General features: G+C 39.4%; 22 protein-coding genes, 1 other RNA gene and 1 other annotated feature. Of the genes, 3 read left to right on the forward strand and 20 right to left on the reverse strand.

Annotated features, from left to right (window positions below):
- Positions 1–8: 8 nt before the first annotated feature.
- The 16 genes from N784_RS01075 to N784_RS01145 form a co-directional block, all read right to left on the reverse strand.
- On the reverse strand, positions 9–938 hold the full coding sequence (locus tag N784_RS01075; protein WP_036831110.1) for a peptidase U32 family protein: 930 nt from the start codon (positions 936–938) through the stop codon (positions 9–11).
- A gap of 7 nt (positions 939–945) precedes the next feature.
- Positions 946–1,584: an O-methyltransferase gene (locus N784_RS01080; protein ID WP_036831113.1), complete on the reverse strand. Its 639-nt coding sequence runs from the start codon at positions 1,582–1,584 to the stop codon at positions 946–948.
- A gap of 114 nt (positions 1,585–1,698) precedes the next feature.
- Positions 1,699–2,802: an endolytic transglycosylase MltG gene (mltG, locus tag N784_RS01085; protein WP_036831116.1), complete on the reverse strand. Its 1,104-nt coding sequence runs from the start codon at positions 2,800–2,802 to the stop codon at positions 1,699–1,701.
- 148 nt (positions 2,803–2,950) lie between these two features.
- Positions 2,951–3,229: a DUF1292 domain-containing protein gene (locus N784_RS01090; RefSeq protein WP_036831119.1), complete on the reverse strand. Its 279-nt coding sequence runs from the start codon at positions 3,227–3,229 to the stop codon at positions 2,951–2,953.
- Positions 3,230–3,240: 11 nt separating this feature from the next.
- On the reverse strand, positions 3,241–3,657 hold the full coding sequence (gene ruvX, locus N784_RS01095; protein WP_036831122.1) for a Holliday junction resolvase RuvX: 417 nt from the start codon (positions 3,655–3,657) through the stop codon (positions 3,241–3,243).
- 1 nt (position 3,658) lies between these two features.
- Positions 3,659–3,922 carry an IreB family regulatory phosphoprotein gene (locus tag N784_RS01100; RefSeq protein ID WP_036831129.1) on the reverse strand — a complete coding sequence of 88 codons (264 nt, stop codon included), beginning with the start codon at positions 3,920–3,922 and terminating at the stop codon, positions 3,659–3,661.
- Between the two features lie 48 nt (positions 3,923–3,970).
- Positions 3,971–6,616, reverse strand: a complete 2,646-nt coding sequence (alaS, locus tag N784_RS01105; protein ID WP_036831681.1) for an alanine--tRNA ligase — start codon at positions 6,614–6,616, stop codon at positions 3,971–3,973.
- A 359-nt stretch (positions 6,617–6,975) separates the two neighbouring features.
- The gene (locus N784_RS01110) at positions 6,976–8,046 is read right to left on the reverse strand and encodes an AI-2E family transporter (protein ID WP_052127071.1); all 1,071 of its coding nucleotides are present in this window, start codon (positions 8,044–8,046) and stop codon (positions 6,976–6,978) included.
- A gap of 66 nt (positions 8,047–8,112) precedes the next feature.
- Entirely contained in the window at positions 8,113–8,247 is a 135-nt protein-coding gene (locus N784_RS16160) for a YrzQ family protein (RefSeq protein WP_084600080.1), read from the reverse strand.
- A gap of 22 nt (positions 8,248–8,269) precedes the next feature.
- Positions 8,270–8,458: a hypothetical protein gene (locus N784_RS01115; protein ID WP_036831131.1), complete on the reverse strand. Its 189-nt coding sequence runs from the start codon at positions 8,456–8,458 to the stop codon at positions 8,270–8,272.
- A gap of 142 nt (positions 8,459–8,600) precedes the next feature.
- Positions 8,601–10,925 (reverse strand): SF1B family DNA helicase RecD2, encoded by a 2,325-nt coding sequence (gene recD2, locus N784_RS01120; protein ID WP_036831133.1) that lies wholly within the window; start codon positions 10,923–10,925, stop codon positions 8,601–8,603.
- 14 nt (positions 10,926–10,939) lie between these two features.
- On the reverse strand, positions 10,940–11,614 hold the full coding sequence (locus N784_RS01125) for a tetratricopeptide repeat protein (protein ID WP_036831135.1): 675 nt from the start codon (positions 11,612–11,614) through the stop codon (positions 10,940–10,942).
- Between the two features lie 86 nt (positions 11,615–11,700).
- Positions 11,701–12,813, reverse strand: a complete 1,113-nt coding sequence (gene mnmA, locus N784_RS01130; RefSeq protein WP_036831143.1) for a tRNA 2-thiouridine(34) synthase MnmA — start codon at positions 12,811–12,813, stop codon at positions 11,701–11,703.
- Between the two features lie 13 nt (positions 12,814–12,826).
- On the reverse strand, positions 12,827–13,972 hold the full coding sequence (locus N784_RS01135; protein WP_036831145.1) for a cysteine desulfurase family protein: 1,146 nt from the start codon (positions 13,970–13,972) through the stop codon (positions 12,827–12,829).
- A 43-nt stretch (positions 13,973–14,015) separates the two neighbouring features.
- Entirely contained in the window at positions 14,016–14,435 is a 420-nt protein-coding gene (gene cymR / locus N784_RS01140; RefSeq protein ID WP_036831147.1) for a cysteine metabolism transcriptional regulator CymR, read from the reverse strand.
- Positions 14,368–15,099: a YczE/YyaS/YitT family protein gene (locus N784_RS01145; protein WP_232305952.1), complete on the reverse strand. Its 732-nt coding sequence runs from the start codon at positions 15,097–15,099 to the stop codon at positions 14,368–14,370. Before N784_RS01145 ends, cymR begins: the two co-directional genes overlap by 68 nt.
- 230 nt (positions 15,100–15,329) lie before the next feature.
- Here N784_RS01145 and N784_RS01150 point away from each other — a divergent pair, with 230 nt between their 5' ends.
- Both N784_RS01150 and N784_RS01155 read left to right on the forward strand, forming a co-directional pair.
- Positions 15,330–16,604 carry a replication-associated recombination protein A gene (locus tag N784_RS01150; protein WP_036831148.1) on the forward strand — a complete coding sequence of 425 codons (1,275 nt, stop codon included), beginning with the start codon at positions 15,330–15,332 and terminating at the stop codon, positions 16,602–16,604.
- Positions 16,605–16,721: 117 nt separating this feature from the next.
- Entirely contained in the window at positions 16,722–17,405 is a 684-nt protein-coding gene (locus tag N784_RS01155) for an RsfA family transcriptional regulator (protein ID WP_036831689.1), read from the forward strand.
- Positions 17,406–17,447: 42 nt separating this feature from the next.
- Here the strand turns inward: N784_RS01155 and ssrS are convergent.
- The 4 genes from ssrS to N784_RS16505 form a co-directional block, all read right to left on the reverse strand.
- Positions 17,448–17,634: non-coding RNA, 6S RNA (ssrS, locus tag N784_RS16165), on the reverse strand.
- Between the two features lie 78 nt (positions 17,635–17,712).
- Positions 17,713–19,503: an aspartate--tRNA ligase gene (aspS, locus tag N784_RS01160; RefSeq protein ID WP_036831151.1), complete on the reverse strand. Its 1,791-nt coding sequence runs from the start codon at positions 19,501–19,503 to the stop codon at positions 17,713–17,715.
- Positions 19,503–20,786, reverse strand: coding sequence for a histidine--tRNA ligase (gene hisS, locus N784_RS01165; RefSeq protein ID WP_036831153.1), 1,284 nt, complete (start codon positions 20,784–20,786; stop codon positions 19,503–19,505). The genes aspS and hisS overlap by 1 nt, the downstream gene beginning before the upstream one ends.
- Positions 20,787–20,905: 119 nt before the next feature.
- Positions 20,906–21,122 (reverse strand) — a binding site (T-box leader).
- Positions 21,123–21,210: 88 nt separating this feature from the next.
- Positions 21,211–21,384, reverse strand: coding sequence for a hypothetical protein (locus N784_RS16505; RefSeq protein ID WP_156965144.1), 174 nt, complete (start codon positions 21,382–21,384; stop codon positions 21,211–21,213).
- Between the two features lie 149 nt (positions 21,385–21,533).
- On the opposite strand from N784_RS16505, the gene N784_RS01170 reads away from it, so the two are divergent.
- On the forward strand, positions 21,534–23,006 hold the full coding sequence (locus N784_RS01170; protein ID WP_232305957.1) for an SH3 domain-containing protein: 1,473 nt from the start codon (positions 21,534–21,536) through the stop codon (positions 23,004–23,006).
- Positions 23,007–23,052: the final 46 nt, after the last annotated feature.

Below are 23,052 nucleotides of genomic sequence, written 5' to 3' on the forward strand. Positions count from 1 at the left end.
TTTACCTCCTAATACACCGTTTCCTTAAAGAAGAAGCCTGTATCCAATGGGCGGTTTTTCGGTTGAACGGCTTCAATCGTTTGATACATCCGATCAGCTACTTCAACATAGTCCTCTTCTTTTTCAAAATACGTGTCAATTGCTTCACGATATGCTCCGGTTACTGCTTTTAAATAGCTGGATGACTTTAATACTCCATCAATTTTAACTGCATCGATTCCAGCGTCTAACAGTTCTTCTAATTCATCAATCATACAAATATCATTCGGACTCATTATATGCGTTCCATTCTCGTCTTCAAAGATTGGGTACTTATTGTCTCGTTCTTCATCATATAAATAAAGACCTTCTTCTTTACTTTGACGCTTCACTTCTAAGTCTTTCCCTTGATAACGGTAATAATTCCCTACTAAATAACGCTTTGAATGGAACATACATGTCATCCCATGAACCTGCACTTCTACTTCTACTTCTGCATTTTCTTTGATTTCTACAATGGAATCCATATTTATCTCTCTTGCTAATACAGCTCGCTTTGCACCTTTACGCCCCCAATAATTACACGTGTACCAATTGGTAGCTGTCGTTTCTGTATTCCAGTGAAGCTTCATGTCAGGTGCTACTTCTCTAGCGGTCATTAAAACAGCTGGATCACCAAAAACAATAGCATCCGCATTCACATCACGCAAAAATGCCACATAATCTGGCAATGCATCAATCTTCTCATTATGAAAAATATTGTTCATTGCTACATACACTTTCTTACCTTTAGCATGAGCTATTTCAATCGCTTCTTTCACCTCATCACGATTGAATTCGCCAGCTAAACGTAAACCATAATATTGCTCTCCGATAATAAATGCATCTGCTCCTGCATCTGCAAGCATCGCGATATCTTCTACCTTTGTTGGCGTTATGAGTATTTCAGGTTTTCCCATCTTTCTGTCACCTCTTTACACTTATTGCAACCCCGTCGCCTATAGGGATAATCGTTGTTTTGTATTGTGGATGAGCTACTAACCACTCATTATATGCTTTGATCTTACTTGCGACCTTTGCCTTATTCGAACCATCGGCTGGATTATCAGCAACATACCCTTTAAATAATACGTTATCGGAAAGTACGACACCTGTATCATTCATAAATGGAGTATATAACTCAAAGAAGCGTTGGTATTGGCCTTTGGCGGCATCAATAAACAAAGCGTCATACGGGCCCTTTCGTTCTACCTCTTCGGCTGTCTGTAACGCATCCCCTAATATAACGTTAATACGATGTTCTAACCCTGCTTTTTGGATATTAGCTATTGCCTCTTTATAACGCTCTTCGTCACGTTCAATTGTCGTGATGATTGCTGATTGATAACTTCTCGCCATTTGGATAGCGGAATAGCCGATTGCCGTTCCTATTTCTAATATTCTAGTCGGTTTCGTTAAACGAATGATTTGCTGCACAAATTCCATACCTAAAGGTTCCATTATGGGAACACGATGTTCAGCTGCATACGCTTCTAGCTCCTTCGTCAACTCATCCTTGTCATCTAGTGTTGTGGACAAATATTGTGTTAATGCATTCTGTAACATGGGTTAACCTCCTTTTTGGAATTATACAACGTTTTATTTACCTTTTTACAACCCTACTATTGTAACAAAAAAAAGAAAGGAATGCGAGGTCGTATCCCGCAATTCCTTTCCCTATTATCGTAAGTGTTCTTCCACTAACTTTTGATGTTCTTCATAATTATTTGAATAATAAATTTCCCCATTTGGTGCTGCTACGAAATATAAATACTCGGACGGTTCTGGATCAATCACTGCATCTAAAGCGTTCTCACCGAAATTGGAAATAGGTCCAACTGGTAGCCCTTTTACTTTATACGTGTTGTAAGGAGATTCTACCTCTAAATCTTTATACAACACTCGATCTTTATGTTTCCCTAAAGCATATAGTACGGTTGGGTCTGTCTGTAATGGCATCGCTTGATCTAAGCGATTATAGAACACACCAGATATCTTTTTACGATCTTCTTCTTTTGGCGCTTCTTTCTCAATAAGTGATGCTAATGTAACGGCTTCATGGATGGTTAAATCTTTCTTCTCTATTTCTTTATGCTTTGGTTGTACGATTTGGTTCGATTTATTCAACATCTTCTCGACGATTTGTTCCGCTTTTAAATCTTCTTCATAAAAATCGTACGTAGCAGCGAATAAATATCCTTCTAAAGGTGTTCTTATTTCTGCATCAAGTATATCTTCTGATAACAAATTTGGATACTGATCGATTAAGGATTCAATGTAAGCTGGATCATTTACCGTTTCAAGAAAATCTTTTTTAGTGACGTTGGTTTTTTTGGAATATATCCCCGCTATTTGATCAATCGTTTTCCCTTCAGGAATCGTTACGGTGTATACTGGTTCTTTGGCAACCTTACCAGACTTTAATGATTCAATAATATCATCTAATGTCATTGCTTTCGTAAATGTATACTCTCCTGCTTGGAAGTCCGATTCATTCTTAAATTTTATATAATAACGGAATACGCGATCATTGTTAATAATTTCATTCTCTTCTAGAATACTTGCAATGGCGGATACGTTGGAACCAATTGGAATCTCAATTGTTATTGGTGTATCATCATTGGAATCCACTGGTTGTAAGGCTGATTGTATGTAAAAGAATGCGAACAATCCTCCTGTAATGATGAGTAAAATAAGGGCAGCTAGCGTAATCCCTACAATTTTACGAACTGCTCGTCTCTCACTATTTCGATTATGGTTCATTCCCTCATTCGACGAAGACATATGTATTCCTCCTTTATCCGCTCCATTATACTATAAAAAACGACCAGCTTTCTATTATTTGTGAAAAATTGTCCATTCACTTTTCCATCGTAAATCAATTTTTGCAAAAAAAAGACCTGATACATATCAGGCCTTCACTCATTTCTATCTATTGTTGTTCTTCGATAAGCGCTCCAAGTACTTCCTCTACCATATCCCATTCCTCATCAGACTCAATTTGGTATAGGGCAAGCTCTTCATCGTCTCCGCTATCTTCAAATCGGAAAGCATATAATTCCGCTTGTTCACTCTCTTTTTGCTCAACTGGTACGACAGCAATATAGGAATGTCCTGTTTGGTCGACGTCGAACTCAAATACTACTTCAAATAAATGTTCCTCACCATTCTCATCAGGAATGATAATACGCTCTTTTTCTTCATTAGCCATTCTGTTCACCTCTATCCTTGAGAATCTAAATATCCTTGCAATATAATGACTGCTGCCATCTTATCAATGACTTTCTTACGTTTCGATCTACTCACATCTGCATCGAGTAAAACACGTTCAGCTGCCATAGTCGTTAACCGCTCGTCCCACATAACGATTGGTTTTTGATAATGCGCTTCTGCCTTCGCGGCAAAATGTTGACAAGCTTCGCCGCGTTCTCCTATTGTACCATTCATGTTTTTCGGTAGTCCAATGACCATCTTGCCCACCTCGTGCTCTATCATGTACTGATCTAGTTCACGAAAGGCAGCATCGTAATCACCTTCAGCCCATTTAATTGTCGTTATGCCTTGAGCAGTCCAGCCAAATGCATCACTGACAGCAACACCGATTGTTTTCTCTCCTACATCTAATCCAATTATCTTCATATTAGCCCTCTTGTTGTTCTAGATAGAATTTAACTAATTCCTCAATTAATTCATCACGCTCTAGTTTACGAATAATATTTCTAGCATCATTGTGGCGCGGAATGTACGCTGGATCCCCTGATAACAAATACCCTACAATTTGATTAATTGGGTTGTATCCTTTTTCCCTCAGTGACTTGTGGACAGACAACAATACATCCTTCACGTTGTCATCAAATGGTTCTTCATTAAAATTAAACTTCATCGTTTTGTCCATCGAACTCATTAGATCACCTCTTTACGTATAAGCACTCTTTCTTTTCATTATAACGGATTATTGTGGAGAAGTAATGGATTGTACATATGTTTTTGCATATTGTAACGCTTCTGTCACTTGTTCAGGATTTTTTCCTCCTGCTTGCGCCATATCTGGTCGACCTCCACCGCCGCCGCCACAGCGAGTTGCAGCTTCTTTAATTAAATGACCGGCGTGGAACCCTCGCTCCATTAAATCTTTGGAAACACCTGCTGCTAACTGTACTTTACCATTATTGACTGCTGCTAACAAAATAATGCCAGAAGAAACTTTTTGTTTTAAATCATCCAACATGTTGCGCAAAGCGTTCATGTCGGATACGTCAACTTGCTTCGCTAATAACGGTACCCCATCAACTTCTTCTATTTCATTTAGGATAGAAGATGCTTCCAAGTTCGCTAGTTTCGCAGCTAATGATTCCTTTGAACGTTCTAATTGTTTCATTTCATGATGCAATCCTTCAATACGTTCCGGAACATTATTTGGTTTCGTTTTTAACATGTCAGCCGCCTCGTTTAATACTGCTTCTTTATTCGACATAAATTCATAAGCACCTTTACCTGTAGCAGCTTCAATGCGTCGTGTCCCTGCTCCAATACCAGACTCTGAAATAATTTTGAACAGACCTATTTCAGCTGTATTCATGACGTGACAGCCACCACATAGCTCAATCGAATAGTCATCTACTTGGACAACCCGAACCGTATCACCATATTTTTCTCCAAATAGCGCCATTGCCCCCATTGCTTTCGCTTCCTCTAAGGAATGTAAATCAATTGCTACAGCTATAGAGTCCCAAATCTTCTCATTCACAATTGCTTCAATTTTTTGTAACTCTTCTGTTGTAACAGAACCAAAGTGAGAGAAGTCAAAACGTAAACGGTCTGGAGATACAAGAGATCCCGCTTGATTGACATGCTCTCCTAATACATCTTTTAACGCTTGATGAAGCAAGTGCGTCGCTGTATGATTTTTCACTGTATGAGACCGAGACCCCTTATCCACTAAAGCTGTAACGGTAGCTTCTTTTGATAATGTACCTTTTTGAACAATCGTACGATGTAAATGCTGACCGTTTGGTGCTTTTTGAACGTCTACTACTTCCAAAGTAGTTTGCTCGTTGTAAATCCAACCTTTATCTGCTACTTGTCCTCCACTTTCCGCATAAAACGGTGTTTCCGCTAAAAAGACGTACACTTCGTCTCCTTCCGTTGCCTCTGAGGTGAAGTCTTTGTCTTTCACTAATTCTGTGACGATTGTATTTGTAGTCAAATGATTGTAGCCAGTAAAGTCACTTGCAGCCGTAACTTCTCCAAGTACACCTTCTTGTACACTCATAGAATCTACTTTTTGTCTAGCATTTCGAGCACGCTCACGTTGACGATTCATTTCTTGTTGGAAACCTGCTTCATCTAGTGTAAATCCTGCTTCATGTACATACTCTTCTGTGAGCTCTTTAGGAAATCCATACGTATCATATAATCGGAACACTTCTGTGCCAGGGAAGACGTTCTTACCTTGTTCAGATTCACGTTTGATAATCTCTGTTAAAATCGCTAGCCCATCATTCAATGTTTCATGGAAACGTTCTTCTTCCGTTTGGATGACGTTTTGAATGAATGCTTGTTTCTCTTGAACTTCTGGATAGAAATCTACCATAATGCTAGCTACTTGTGGAACGAGCTGATACATGAATGGGTCATGAATTCCAATCTGTTTCGCATAACGGACAGCTCTTCTTAGTAAGCGACGTAGTACATACCCTCTCCCTTCATTCGACGGCAGTGCACCATCGCCAATAGCAAATGTGACACTACGAATATGGTCAGCAATTACCTTAAAGGATACATCTGTTTCTATTGCATCACCATATTTACAATCGGCATACTTCTCTACTTGCTTAATTAATGGGAAGAACAAATCTGTTTCAAAGTTCGTAGGTGTGTCCTGTATAACGCAAACCATTCGTTCAAGTCCCATCCCTGTATCAATATTTTTCTTAGGGAGTGGTGTGTATGTGTCATCTGGATTATGGTTGAATTGAGAAAATACTAAGTTCCATATTTCTAAATAACGCTCATTTTCTCCACCAGGATATAATTCTGGGTCTGACGTATCATTGCCATACGCTTCCCCTCGGTCATAAAATATTTCTGTATTGGGTCCACTTGGTCCTTCCCCAATATCCCAGAAATTCTCTTCTAATCGAATGATGCGCTCTGCATCTAATCCGACTTTATCCCGCCATATCTTTAACGCTTCGTCATCTTCAGGATGTACAGTTACGCTTAAACGAGCAGGATCAAAGCCTATCCATTTCGGGCTCGTCAAAAATTCCCATGCCCACTCAATGGCTTCTTCTTTGAAATAGTCACCAATAGAAAAGTTCCCTAGCATCTCAAAAAACGTATGGTGACGAGCAGTTTTTCCGACGTTCTCTATATCGTTCGTACGAATTGATTTTTGTGCATTAACGATTCGAGGGTTGTCTGGAATAACGCTACCATCGAAATATTTTTTTAGCGTTGCAACCCCACTGTTAATCCACAGCAACGTTGGATCTTCATGTGGTACGAGGGAAGCACTAGGTTCAATACTATGTCCCTTTTCTTTAAAAAAGTCTAAAAACAGCTGACGAACTTGAGCAGATGTTAATGTTTTCATCATGATTCTCCTCCTATAAAATGTATTGAATTATGCATCAAAAAAAACTCTCGTCCTGCAAATTATGCAGGGACGAGAGTTACGCTTCGCGGTACCACCCTGGTTATGAACCATATAGGATTCATCACTCTAAGGAAGAATATCCTTCTTCCATTCGCTATAACGGCGCGAAACCCGGCGGAAATTAAGCCGCACTCCGGATTAGCTATGTATAATCCTTCATCCAAGCACCTTCCAGCCAAGGGTGCTACTCTCTGCATACATCATGGATGGTCTATTATACAATGGTTCCATCAACGTATTTCGATTTTTATAAAGTATTATATACCAAAAAATTATAGAGAACCGTTGGCAAAATGTCAATCACTATAGCGCCATAATCGAATGTGATGAAAAATAACTCGAAGAATGGTAAGCGTAGGAACTGCTATTACCAAACCGAGAATTCCAGCTAGCTCCCCACCAATTAATAGCGCTAGTATAATGAGTAATGGATGTATATGCAAGCTTTTTCCTACAATATAAGGAGCCAATAAATTACTTTCTATTAATTGCACCATAAACACAATTAGAAGTACGAAGAATATCATATTTGTATTTACTGTTACTGCAATAATAATAGCAGGAATGGCTCCAATAATCGGCCCGAAGTAAGGAATCACATTCGTAATCCCCATTAACGCTCCTAGGACGAGAGAGTACTTCATTCCGATTAGCCACAGTGCCAATATGGAAATAACCCCCACAAACAAACATACGAGTAATTGTCCGCGAATATACCCACCCAAACTTTTATCAATGTCCTCTACCATCTGTTTCCCTTCTTCACGAAAAGCATGTGGTGTCCATTGCCAAATCGCCTGTTTCATTAGTGGATAGTCTTTCAACATATAAAACACAAGTACAGGAATGACAGCAACTAACAACAGCCAATCTACCATACTCAGCACATGATCACCGATAGACGCTACCAAACCATCACCTAACTTCTCTACATTGTACAGCAATGTGTCCATTCGATCATGGATTGCTTCTGGTAAATAAGAAGTACTTTCATATATATCATTAATCCATTTCCGATACGTATCGACAAACTGTGGTACATTGCTCAGTAAGTCTTTCCATTGCTTTAAGAAGATTGGATACATCTTAAAAATCGCATACCCGACTCCTCCAAAAAACAACAAATAAATAAGGGAAATCGCTAACCATCGAGGCATATATTGTTCATGCAACTGCTCAACAATCGGGTGAAGCAAATAAGCTATAAACATGGAGATAACAAAAGGGATGAGTAACTTAATTATTAAATGGATGAAGCCTTCATAGAAAGGAAACAGCTTCATTAATAAAAAGAATATGAGTAATATGAGTAAAATGAGTACTGTTCGATATATCCAAAGTACAATTTGGTCTTTATTCGCTTTCAAACTTACGCCACCTCCATCCCCTCACAAAAAGGACAGACCCTTAGAAAATGGAGTCTGTCCCTTTTTTTACCGAAATGCTTTTTGAACTTTTTTTCTCATACGCCTCATTGACTTTTGAGAAAAGGCATCGTTATCCCTAGCAGTGGAGTAGATAGCAGCACCTATTCCAAGGGCTACAAGAGAAGTTAATGTTCGATTCATTCGCTTCACCACCCTTAAAGGATTACCACCGGGCTGCTTGAACTTCTTCTTCAAACAAGTCATCAAGAGAACTCAACGAACCATCTTCTTCCACTTGATGGACATGTAGTTTATCGTTCGTAACGGATAACTCGATAAAACAGTTCCAGCAATAATATTGACTCGTCCCTATTTTACCGATATCTTTCCGTTTACAGTTTGGGCAATGCATGTTTTTTTGGCAACTCCTTACTATCATTCTGTTGTAGTTGACAGTATTACCAAATCATGCACATTCCATACACTAAATGAAGAATGTTATCACCCAATGGTATGTTCACATATCGTAAATATGAACAGTTATTAGTATGCTTCTATTCCATAAAGTCATAAGGGGAAAGTTCTTCCTCTTCTCCCACTTCTCCTTGAGGCCTTTCTTGTATTCGTTGTAAGTAAGTGGTTAGGGATGTATAACGTCGATTCGTATCCACCGTTTGGACCCCTTTTCGAAAAGCTTGCTCATCGCCACAAAGAATTAACGACGTTTTGCTACGGGTTACTGCTGTATATAGTAAATTCCGCCTTAACATGCGAGCGTAGCTTCTAACAACAGGGATAATGACAATCGAGAATTCGCTTCCTTGTGATTTATGAATAGACGTACAATAAGCATGCATAATTTGCGATACATCTTTACGCAAATACTCCACTTCCTTACCGTCAAATAACACGACGAGCTTTTCTTTTTGATCTTTCGTTTCACCTTCCCTGTAGATGGCTACTACTTCCCCTATGTCTCCATTAAACACACCAGATTCTGCTTGGTTGACAAGCTGAATCACTTTATCTCCTGTTCGGAAAGTGACATCTTTTACTTTCATCTCCCTCCGCTGCCGGCTTGGTGGATTCACTAACTGTTGTATTTCCTCATTAAAACGGTGAATCCCTAACTTTGAGCGATACATCGGAGCAAGTATTTGAATATCCTTGACGGTATGTCCTTTATCAATGGCTCGTTTATATACCGTTTGTACTACGTGAAGCACTTGGGTTTCCTCACAAGAAATAAAGGTAAAGTCTTTTGCTTTTTCTAATGTTTGGGCTTCACACTTTCCTTGCTTCATATCATGGGCAAGACGGATAATTTTAGAACCTTCTTTTTGTCGGTACACTTCTTTCAAAGAAATAGCTGGTACTTGAGCGAGTGATAACAAATCAGATAGCACTTGACCAGGACCAACAGATGGCAACTGGTCCTCATCGCCAACAAGCAATACTTGCATGCCAGATGGTATTGCTCTGAACAATTGATTGGCCAGCCATATATCCACCATGGAAAATTCATCAATAATTAATACCTTGCCACTTAAAGGATTGTCATGATCATGCTCAAATGACTCTGTCCCATTCCACCCTAGCAATCGATGAATGGTAACAGCTGGTATTCCTGTTGATTCATGCATGCGCTTTGCCGCTCTACCGGTCGGAGCAGTGAGTAGAAAAGGAAAAGGTTCATCTTGAGTGTAGTCGGCAGGGTAAAGGGACTTTCGATTTAACTTGGCATATGCTGTAATAATACCTTTAATAACCGTCGTCTTACCTGTTCCAGGACCACCTGTTAAAATCATTAAATTAGAATGTAACGCCCGTTCAATTGCATCGTACTGTTCTTTTCCGTAACTAATATGTTCTTCCTCTTCAATTTCTCCGATAACTTTCATAATATCAGCTTGTGTATGTTCTTCCATACTTTCAGCCATCCATAAACGATTAAATTGTTCCGCAAAACCAGTTTCCGCATAGTACAAAGAAGGGAGATACACTTTCCCCTCCTCTTCTATTAAATGACGATCTTCCACAAGGTCATTGATTTGCGTGGATATCATTTCTGAAGTTAATGCATTCTCGCCTGTATTAAGAACATTCTTCACTTGTTCGATTAATTCATCGTGTGGTGCATAAACATGACCTTGTTGCGACCACTCATTTAACGAATATAAACACGCAGCTTGTATTCGAGAAGGATGATTATAAGAAATACCGTGTTTAGCAGCTACTTCATCTGCCCGCTTAAAGCCGAAACCAGTAATGTCAAAAACAAATTGATATGGGTTCTCTTGTAATATTTCAAGTGTTCGATCTTTATATACCTCGTAAATTTTCTGAGCCATTTGCAAGCCAAACCCATATTCAGACAATGTTACAACAATATGCTCAAACCCTTGATGCTCTTTTAAATCTGCTACAAGTTGTTCCGCTTTCTCTTTGGACAAATGAGGCACTTCGTCTAACACAGATGAGTCGTGCAAAATTTTTTGAATTGCATCTTCTCCTAACACCCCAACAATACGTTCTGCCGTGCGTTTTCCAATGCCGTAAAATAAATCGCTCGATAAATACAGCACAACTCCTTCTTTAGAAGTAGGAATGTCCTTTTGATAGTGCTCTACATAGTATTGATCGCCGAATTTTGGATGGTTGGTCACTTTACCGTAAAACAAATAATGCTCACCTTTATGTAATGGAGAAAAATGCCCTTTAATCACGACTTCTGTTTCTTCTATCGATTCATTCGTATCAATAATATGAATAAGAGCAATGGAAAAGTGCTCATCCGGATTTTGATAAATCATTCGAACGAGCTCTCCTTTTATATAACCTTTTTCCTCATGAAAGTGTTCTTCTAATTGCTTTTCCATTGCGATATTCCCCTTTATTGATTGTTTCGCTGCTCGAGCAATGCTTCTTCTACTTTTGCTTTTGCATGAGCTGCAAGCATGTGATCCGGTTGAATGTGTAATGCATCGTTAAAATGCTTTAACGCACGTTCCGCCTCTTCTGTATATAACAAGCATACACCGATATTGTAATGGGCGTCACTATGCTGATCATTAAGCTGTAATACCTTATAGAACATTTGTAACGCTTGTTCTAACATTTGAAGTTGCGCTAAACATAATCCGTATTGGAACAACTTCTCGTCATCTTCAGGAGAAAGCTCTGTAGCTCTTAATAAGTATGGCATAGCAAGCTTAAACTGTTCTTCATATAGAAAAGAAAGCCCTAGCATGAAGTAACCATCGCTCTCTTCTAACCCTTGCTGTATTGCTTGTTGGAACGGCTTCTGCGCTTCGCTATATTTCCCTTGCTCGTACAATACGTTACCTAGACCGTAATGAGCTGTTGCGGCTTCTGAATCAATTTCAACAGCTCTTTCAAAAAAACGCTGCGCCCTTTCTAAGTCATTCATATACATTAGTAAATTACCAAAGTTAATATAACCGAGCGGATCATTTGGATGATTTTCTATCGCTTGTGTAAAGCTTTGTGCAGCTTCTTCATATTTTTGTTCTTGCATGTAGTCAATGCCTTGCTTTAAATAATCCATTTATTCGACAATACCTCCATGTTTTCCTTGTTTTCCATATCGAATATGTAAAATAAACCCCTAACTCAAAGGGCGAGTCAGGGATATTAACCTACATACGTCACATACTCATTGTTTTTTAATACTTGATCAATCGTTCCGCCGCCAAGACATACATCCCCATCGTATAGAACAACCGCTTGTCCAGGTGTAATGGCACGCTCTCGTTCGTGGAACATAACACGAATCTGCGTTGCACTAATAGGCGTAACGGTTACATTGCTATCCTCTTGACGATAACGGAATTTGGCTGTGCACGTGAATGGTTCAGTAGGAACTTCACCAAGTGTCCAATTCATACCAGATGCTTCTAATCCTTCTGTATACAACAAATCATTGTGATAGCCTTGTCCAACGTATAATATGTTCTCTTCTACATTTTTACCAATAACAAACCAAGGATCTCCAGGACCACCAATACCTAACCCTTGACGTTGCCCTAATGTATAATACATTAAGCCATCATGCTTCCCTTTCACTTCTCCGTCCATTGTTTCCATATTTCCCGGTTGAGCAGGCAAGTATTGACTAAGAAATTCTTTGAAATTTCGCTCACCAATAAAACAAATACCTGTAGAATCTTTCTTCTTAGCTGTAGCTAAATCGTTTTCTTCTGCTATTTGTCTTACTTGCTTTTTGTCCATATGACCTAGAGGAAACATAACTTTCTTAAGCACGTCTTGCGTTAATTGGTTTAAGAAATACGTTTGATCTTTATTGTGATCATGACCACGTAACATCTCATAACGATTCCCTTGTTTGCGCACTTGCGCATAATGACCAGTTGCTACGTAATCCGCTCCAAGTGACATCGCATGGTCCATAAATGCTTTAAATTTAATTTCTTTATTACACATAACATCAGGATTTGGTGTTCTTCCGGCTTTGTACTCTTCTAAGAAATACGTGAACACTTTATCCCAATATTGTTTTTCGAAATTAACCGCGTAATACGGAATGTCTAATTGGTTACATACACGAATGACATCTTCATAATCTTCTGTTGCTGTACATACGCCGTTTTCATCTGTATCGTCCCAATTCTTCATGAATATACCGACAACATCATAACCTTGCTGTTTCAATAACAGCGCCGTTACAGATGAATCTACGCCACCTGACATTCCGACAACAACACGTGTATCTTGTGGTTCTTTCATTGTTGTCAACTCCTTATGTTGTTTTCGTTAATCGTTTGACAGTTTTAGCGACTCTAAGGGCAGCTTCGCGCACGTTCTCCTCTGTATTCGCTAAGCCGAAGCTAAAACGAACCGAGCTCGTTGTCCGTTCATTTCCTTCACCGAACATAGTAGTTAACACATGGGAAGGTTCTACAGAGCCAGCAGTACACGCCGAACCGCTCGAAGCAGCAATTCCGTCTAGGTCGAAGTTTGTCAATAACATTTCTACATTTGTACCAGGGAAATAAATATTTACAATCGTTGGCACGTTAATTCTTCCACCATTGATTTCATAGTGTATTCCTTCATTTGTAAGCGTTTCGAGAAAGAGCTTTTTATAGTGCTTGTACGTCTGCACGCGTGTTTGTTGCATTTCTTTCATTTCTTCAACAGCTTTGGCAAAACCATGAGCGGCAGCAATATTCTCCGTTCCTGGTCGCCGTTTTCTCTCTTGCTCTCCTCCATATTGAGTCGGATGTAAGCTAACACCTTCACGAATATATAGCGCTCCAATTCCTTTTGGTCCGTTTATTTTATGAGCGGTAATCGTCATTAAGTCTACATGTAATGCGTGGACATTGATTGGTATCGCACCGAATGCTTGAACGGCGTCCGTGTGAAAAAGAGCTTGATGGTCTGTTAACATTTCCCCAATCTCTGCAATAGGTTGAATGCACCCTGTTTCATTATTGACATACATAACAGAAACCACAATCGTATCTTCACGTAACGCCTGCTTTATATCCTCTATTGAAATAAGTCCATTCTCTTGGACAGGTACATACGTCACATCAAATCCTTCTCGTTCTAGCTCTTGAACAGGATGTAGTACAGCGTGGTGCTCTATTTGTGTCGTAATAATGTGCTTACCTAAATGCTTTCTTGCTTTAGCCGCTCCTAGTATAGCCAAATTATCTGCTTCTGTTCCACCACTTGTAAACACAAGATCTTTATCTGTCGCCCCTATGCTTGTGGCAATTGTTCTTCGTGCCTCATCTAATACTTTACGCGCTTTTCTACCATATGAATGAACACTTGACGGGTTCCCATATACGTCTTGCAAAACTAGCGCCATTGCATCTATTACCCCACTACTTATAGGTGTTGTAGCGGCATGGTCCAAATAAATGGGTTTCATACAAAATTTCCTTCCTTTTGTGTTGTATCGACCAATCAGTTATTTATATATAGAACATATATGCTTCTTGATCATCTTCTTCATCGTGTTGAGCGAGATCGTATAACGTCGTCGTATCTAACACATCTTTCACCGCATCTCGTATGCGCATCCAAAGAGCTTTTTTTGCTGGCGCTTCTTCCTCAATACCTTCTACAGGACTAATCGGACCTTCTAGCACACGTATCACATCTCCAGCCGTAATTTCCTCCGGGGTACGAGTTAGCATATAACCACCATAAGCACCACGCACACTTCGCACAAGACCTGCATTGCGTAAAGGTGCAATGAGTTGTTCTAAATAATGCTCCGATAAATCGTGCTCTCTTGCAATCGATTTTAATGAAATCGGCCCGTCACCGTACTTTTTGGCTAACGCGATCATGATTGTCAGACCGTATCGACCTTTTGTTGATATTTTCATTTTGTTCACCTCTCTGTATACAGTAATCTAACCACTTCTTACTTTGTGGTAATGTATATCCGACTAATGTTCCTAAAAAGAAAGCAATGATAACCGTACCAATTCCAACAGGTCCACCAAGCATCCAACCAAGCAGAAAAACGGTAATCTCAATTCCATTTCGCACCCATTGTACTTTCCACCCCGTTACATCATGGATGAGTAACATTAAACCGTCTCTTGGTCCCGCACCAAGCTCCGGTGCCACGTAAATACCAATACCATATGCTAGTATTATTACTCCTGTAACAAAGCACAACACCATCATTAACATCGTATCTGGATTAGGTAAAATCAACAAAAATATATCTATAAATACTCCTAACAAAAACATGTTCAATATCGTCCCAAACTGCGGCCATTGTTTCCATGCTATTGATGTAATTGCAACAATGATGACGCCCGCAATAATGGACCATGAGCCAACGGTTAACCCGAATTTCTCATATAGACCGACATGGAATACATCCCACGGCCCTATTCCTAGCTTCTCCCCTTTAATCGTAAGGGCAATACCAAGCGCTAGAATAATTAATCCAATAGTAAAGAAAGACCAACGAATGATAAACGTTCGTTTACTTTGTTGATGCTCCATCTTCGCTATTGGGTGAATAGATTTTTCCATATCGCATTATCCTTTCTGCGATTCCTTCATCATAATTGTTTCTAAAAGTATGCAAACATTGCTATTATAGCATGAATGACACCTTTCTTGCATTTTATCCGCATAATCTATACGCTTAAAATGAACAAGACGTTCCTTCATTGATGGAAGCAGTTTTTAAAATTAAAATATACCCTTCTATCTTAATAAAGTAAAGCGATGGAGCTTAGAAGTCGGAAGGAGAAGATACGATGAAACAACAGCCACTAGCATTTCGGATGCGACCACAGCATATTGAGGACATAATTGGTCAATCTCATCTCGTAGCAGAAGGGAAAATGATAAGAAGAATGGTCGATGCCAAACGTTTAGCATCCATGATTTTGCACGGGCCACCAGGAACAGGAAAAACATCCATGGCTATGGCACTTGCGAATAGTTTACAATTACGTTTTAAACTTTTAAATGCCGTCGTCGATAAGAAAAAGGACATGGAAATTGCTGTAGAAGAAGCAAAAATGTCAGGTCAACTCGTGCTCATATTAGACGAAGTACATCGATTAGATAAAGGGAAGCAAGATTTTTTACTTCCACATGTTGAAAGCAATTTAATCACATTAATTGGTTGTACAACGAGCAATCCATATCATTCCATTAATCCGGCCATTCGCAGTCGCTGTCACCTATTTGAATTACATCGTTTACATACTGAAGAGATTAAGCATGCGCTTATGAAAACCATTACAGATGAAACAAATGGTCTTGGTCAATACGATACTCACCTTACAGCCGATGCAATGGATCATTTCGCTTTATCTGCTAATGGTGATTTACGTTCTGCTTTAAACGGACTTGAATTAGCAGTATTCTCAACGCCAGAAAGCGAAGATGGGATGATATATATTGACTTATCTATTGCAGAGCAGTGCATGCAGAAGAAAAGTTTTTCCCATGACAAAGATGGAGATGCTCATTATGATGTTCTATCTGCTTTCCAGAAATCTATTCGCGGAAGTGACGTCCATGCTGCCCTGCACTATTTAGCTAGGCTCATTGAGGCAGGTGATTTAGACAGTATTGCAAGGCGTATGATTGTCATTGCATATGAAGACATCGGACTTGCTAATCCACAAGCAGGTCCACGAGCTATTGCCGCTGTAGAAGCCGCTGAACGATTAGGGTTTCCAGAAGCACGAATTCCATTAGCTAACGCTGTCGTTGAACTTGCTCTCTCTCCTAAATCGAATACAGCTTATAAAGCGCTTGATGCTGCATTATCGGACATTCGTAAAGGAAAAAGCGGTGAAGTTCCCAAACATTTAAAGGACGCTCATTATAAAGGAGCGGAAAAGCTAGGGCACGGAATCGAGTACAAATATCCTCACAACTATGAAAGCGGCTGGGTTAAACAACAATATTTACCAGATTCTATTAAAAATGCGGTCTATTATTCACCGAAAAAAACTGGAAAATTTGAAAAAGGACTTAGCCAAGTATATGAACGTATAGAGCAACAGAAAAAATAACTTTTCCCACTGCCATGTATATTTTCCTATTTTCCGTTAACACTATAAACCAAAAAGAACAAACTAGTTCTATTAATTATAGAAAAAGTTAAAGGAGAAAAGGAGATGAATCATACAATGGTAAAAGTAAGACAAGATGCTTGGTCACATGAAGATGATTTACTATTAGCAGAAACCGTGTTACGTCACATTCGAGAAGGAAGCACACAATTAAAAGCGTTCGATGAAGTAGGAGATCACTTGAACAGAACATCAGCTGCTTGTGGGTTTCGTTGGAATGCAGAAGTACGACAGAAATATATTCAAGCAATCGATATCGCGAAAAGACAACGGAAAGAGAAGAAACGGGCTCTAGCAGGTCAACAAACGACGAAGCCATCCAATCCCCTCTCCCCAATGATTTTCTCACAAGAGGACGAAGAGGAAATAACATGGCAAGAACCTGCAAGCGAAACAATAGTGATGGAACAACCAACGCCAGCGAAAAATGAATCGGTAACATTTGCACATATTATGGAGCAATTAAAAGAATTACAATCTCAATATCAATCAGCCAATCCTAAGAAAGTAAATGAACTAGAAAAAGAGAATCAATCCCTTCAAACGGAAAAAAGCCAATTAGAACAACAAGTGCGTGCTTTAGAACAACGACTCCATGCTGTTCAAGAAGACTATCAAGTGCTCATTCAAGTAATGGATCGTGCTCGTAAGATGGTTGCCTTTAATGACGGTGACAGTGATGGTACGAAACCAACCTTCCGCATGGAGAAAAACGGAAATCTCGAACAACTCGCACGCTAAAAAACCTTAAGGATTATTCCTTAAGGTTTTTTTATGTATATAACCAATCCCAATAGTGCCGTCAGAAATCCAAAGTTTTGAACCCGCTACTTGGCAGGTGGGTGCCCTGTTTCGAATTTTGTAAGTCCTTTATACTAAAGGCGTGTACTCTGTTCGAAAACGCAAGCTCCCGTAACTTAAATGTTCGGTCAAAACGATATGGTAAGATAAACGCACACATCAGGATTGGCTATTCAGTTTGTATTAAAATAATAGCACATTCATGCGGAACTATCAACCGTAAAATTGATGAAAGCACATCAATCTATTATAATTCTTGACGCTTTTCCTTCGCTTTCTCACCTAGCTCTAAATGTAATTCATGTAATTGCGATTCGCTCACATAATCAGGTGCTTCTGTTAGTAAGCAAGAAGCGGACGCTGTTTTCGGGAATAAAATCGTATCACGAAGATTGGAACGACCAGCAAGTAACATAACAAGGCGATCTAAGCCTAACGCAATCCCACCATGAGGAGGTGCCCCTAGTTCAAGCGCTTCTAGTAAAAATCCGAATTGATTTTGCGCTTCCTCTTTAGTGAATCCAAGCACTTCGAACATTTTGTCTTGTAGTTCTTTTTCATATATGCGGAGACTTCCTCCACCAAGTTCATATCCATTTAGGACGATATCATACGCTTGAGCACGAGCTTCATATGGTTTGTCCGTCATCTTCTCCACATCTTCCCGTTCTGGCATCGTGAACGGGTGATGCGCTGCGAAATAACGATCTAACTCTTCATCGTATTCAAATAATGGCCAATCGGTTACCCATAAGAAATTAAAAGCATTCTCATCAATTAGTTGTAATTCTTTTCCTAACTTTTGACGAAGCGCTCCTAAACTTTCTTGAACAATAGCCGTCTTGTCCGCAACGAATAACAATAAATCGCCATCTTCTACTTGAAGAGCATGACGCAGGCTTGTGCTTTCTTCATCATTAATAAATTTAGCGATAGGCCCTTGCAATTCCCCATTATCTGCTTTCAGCCAAGCTAAACCTTTCGCACCGTAAATTTTCACGAAATCAGTTAGTTTATCAATATCTTTCCGTGAGAAGTCTGCTGCTTTGCCTTTTACATTTATGCTGCTTACGCTACCGCCGCTTTCAATCGCGCCAGCAAATACTTTAAAGCCTGAATGCTGAACGATTTCGGAAACGTTCACTAACTCCAAATCAAAGCGAGTATCGGGCTTATCAGAACCGTAACGCTCCATTGCCTCATCATACTTCATACGTGGGAATGGTGTCGGTAAGTCCATTCCTTTTACTTCTTTTAACAAGTGTTTCATCATACGCTCTGTCATATCCATAATGTCATCTTTCGTCATAAAGGATGTTTCAATATCGATTTGCGTAAATTCAGGTTGACGATCTGCACGTAAATCTTCATCACGGAAACAGCGAGCAATTTGATAGTACTTCTCAAATCCAGACATCATGATGAGCTGCTTAAACAATTGCGGTGATTGTGGTAATGCATAAAAGGCACCTTCATGTACACGGCTCGGAACTAAGTAATCACGGGCACCCTCTGGCGTACTTTTCGTTAAAAGCGGCGTTTCCATTTCTAGAAAGTCATCATTGTTCAAAAACGTACGAATCGCTTGAGTAGCTTTATGTCGTAGTTTAAATGTTTCCTGTAATGGTTTGCGACGAAGGTCTAAATAGCGATATTTTAAACGTAACTCTTCCGATGTATCCGATTCATCTTGTATTAGAAATGGTGGGTTTTTCGATTTATTTAAAATAGAAATGTGTTGTGCCATAATTTCTATTTTACCTGTTTCTAAATTATCATTCGTTGTTCCTGCTTGACGTGCTACCACTTCTCCATCGATTTCCACTACATATTCTGTTCTAACTTTTTCAGCAATATTCAGTGCTTCTTCTGATACTTCAGGATTGAATACTACTTGTACCACACCAGAACGATCACGTAAATCAACGAAAATAAGCCCGCCTAAATCACGGCGTTTTTGTACCCATCCTTTTAATTTCACTTGTTGTCCAATATGGCTTTCTCTTAGATGACCACTTAATTGTCGTTGTTCACTCATCATGCATCCCCCTTAAGCTCTCGTTTCATATGTTCTACTATAGTTGATAATGCAATTGTTTCTTGTTCGCCTGTTTCCATGTTCTTGACATTAATTTGGCCATTCGTAAGTTCATCTTCTCCTAATACGAGAACGTAATGAGCGTTCAGACGATCTGCCGCTTTAAACTGTGCCTTCATTTTCTTCCCAGCGTAATCTTTATCCACTTGGATTCCTGCTTGGCGTAATTGATAGACAATAGCTGCTGCTTCTTGCTCAGCCTCTTCTCCTAAAGAAACAACGTAGCATTCTAATTTATCTTCTATTGGCAGCGTAATCCCTTCTGCTTCTAAGGCCATAAGCAATCGTTCAATACTTAAGGCAAAGCCAATACCAGGTGTCGCAGGTCCTCCCACTTCTTCCACAAGACCGTTGTAACGACCTCCACCACTTAACGTCGTAATAGCGCCAAACCCTTTCGCATTACTCATAATTTCGAAAGCTGTATGATTGTAATAGTCAAGGCCACGAACTAAGTTAGGATCAATTTCATATTCAATTCCCATTCGATCTAATATGGATTTTACCGCTTCAAAGTACGCGCGGGATTCGTCATTTAAATAATCTAAAATAGATGGTGCCGTGTGCATGGATTCGTGTTCACGGTCTTTCTTACAATCTAATACACGCATTGGATTCGTCGCTAGTCTGCTTTGACAATCTTCACACAACTCTTCCTTATACGGTTGAAAATGTTCCACTAATGCTTGGCGGTGACGTGAACGGCTTTTCTTATCGCCCAAACTATTCAGAACTAGCTTCAAAGAAGAAAGCCCTAGCTCTTTATAAGCGTTCATGGCTAGTGCAATAACCTCTGCATCTATCGCTGGATCATCACTTCCTAATGCTTCAACACCGAATTGGACGAATTGACGCATGCGGCCTTGTTGTGGTCGTTCATAACGGAACATAGGGCCCGAATAGAACAGTTTCGTCGGTTGATTCGGTGATCCATATATTTTATTTTGCACAAAAGAACGAACAACAGAAGCCGTTCCCTCAGGGCGAAGTGTGAGACTGCGATCGCCACGGTCTGTAAATGTATACATCTCTTTTTGGACAATATCTGTAGAATCCCCTACCCCACGTTGAAATAGTTCAGTATGCTCAAAAACGGGAGTACGTATCTCTTTATAGTTATAGCGATAGCATAAATCTGTTAAGGCAGATTCAACGTACTGCCACTTCTCTACCTCACCAGGTAAAATGTCTTGTGTGCCACGAGGGCCTTTAAAACTACTCATCATTTTCCTCCTTAATTTGTAGAAACCAACAATCGATGTACTATTGCGATTGAATTATTTCAAATATTCATGGCCAATAATACAAAAAAATATCCCGTCACCTATCCGAATATGTATCGAATAGGGACGAGATATTCCCGCGTTGCCACCCTAATTGAAGCTTGTTACTTCCACTTAAACAGTTAACGCCTGCTACGTCCAGCACCTACTCATTTTTTCGATGCGGAGCCTAAGGAATGTCTTTCATTAATCTCAATATGTAAAAGTGTTTTCAGCCTCGGACACTTTCTCTCTATCCATTTGATGATTACCTACTTTTTCCCTCATTGGTTCTATCTTCATTAAATTGTATTCTTCATCGACCATTTCGCATAAATAAAACGAATTGAATTGATTACTATCATAATGATGAAAGCCCCTCATGTCAAGAACGTTTCATGCTTTCTAAAATTTTTTTTATTTCTTGTCTGTCCGTACCTAATGTACTTGTTGATGCCATCCTGTTCAAAACTCGCTCTCCTCCGCCAATACTCCGTTGAACACCGAATATATCCCGTCCATAATTATAGGACTGTTGTTGTTGATCACTTTCCTTCATGTTTCTTCACACCTATCATTTTTCTAAATAGCCTACCCAAAAATATAGGATTAATTTCATAAAAAACAGGATATATGAAATTGATGATAGAATGGTAATGATTACGTTCCTTTGTAATCATTACATCAAGGAGGAATTATACTGTGCAAATGAAAAAAATTGTATTATTACTTCTCGTTTTTTGTTTAACTGATGTCCTTTTGATCCATGAAAGGGTTGTCACTGCTGAACGAGTAGTCATAATTGATGAACCTATTAACGTCCGCTCTGGTCCTGGTGTAAATAATACTATAATCGGACAAGTATACATGGACGACGAATATGAAAAAGTTACCCAAAAAGGAAATTGGATAAAAATCCGTTACAATGGTGAAGCTGGTTGGATCCATGCCAATTATGTAACAACAGTGGAAGCAGCATCTTCATTCAATGAAACGGCCTTTGTTCGTGTAAACGGATTAAACATTCGTTCCAAACCAACTACATCTGCTTCCATCCTTGGACAGCTCAATAAAGGGACGAAAGTGCAAACAATTACTGAGCAGAATAACTGGGTAAAGATATCATTTCAACAAAAAGAAGGTTGGATTGCAAAGGAGTATCTACAACACAACTCTGGAGAACCTGCTACAGCTCAACAAGCTACCAAAAAAGGAACCATTACTGTACAAACCCCTATTTTAAATGTTCGTAGTGAAGCAAACATGCAAAGCAATACGTTAGCGCAAGTAAATCAAGGAGACTCCTTTTCGTACTATCAGCAAGTGAATGGTTGGTACGAAATAGAACTCCCTAACGGTGTAAAAGGTTGGGTAGCCAATTGGTTAGTAAGTACACAACATGCTTCGCAACAAATAAATGGATTGATCACTTTGCTGCACGATGGTACGAACATTCGCCAAGGTCCATCTACAAATTCTTCTATAGTCGGAACAGGGGCACAAGGAGAACAATATGAAGTAGTCCATCAGGAAAATGGTTGGTATGAAATTGAATATAACGGAGCTACCGCCTATGTCGCCGATTGGATTGTGACACAAGATCAAAACGTATACAATGAACAAGCTTCCCGTCAAGTAGGATTACAAAATAAAACAATCGTCATTGATCCAGGGCATGGCGGCCGGGATGTAGGTACAACGAGCACAAGCGGCATGTATGAGAAGTATTTGACGTTAGAAACGGCTCAACGATTAGAGGACAAGCTTGAACTTGCTGGAGCAAACGTATTCTTAACAAGAGATGATGATTCTTACATTACGTTAAGTTCAAGAGCATTATTAGCAAATATCCGGAGTGCAGATGCCTTTTTGAGCTTACACTACAATAGCTTTCCACAGTCTCCGGATGCAAATGGAATCGGTACATTTTATTACAACGAACAACACAAAGCTTTTGCTGAAACGATGCAGCGTGCGATGATAGAAGCTACAGGTTTAAACGATCGGCAAACGAAGCGCGGTGACTTTCATGTTATACGAGAAAATCAACAACAAGCATTATTGCTCGAACTAGGCTTTCTCTCCAACGAAAAAGAAGCTTATTATGTACAAACGAATGAATATCAGGAAAAGATAATACGAGGAATAACAGCCGGACTTATTCAACATTTTTCTTACTAGTATAAAGAAAGGAAGCATGCGTCATTCCGATACGCATACTTCCTTT

This window comes from Pontibacillus litoralis JSM 072002 (assembly GCF_000775615.1).
Lineage (GTDB): Bacteria > Bacillota > Bacilli > Bacillales > BH030062 > Pontibacillus > Pontibacillus litoralis.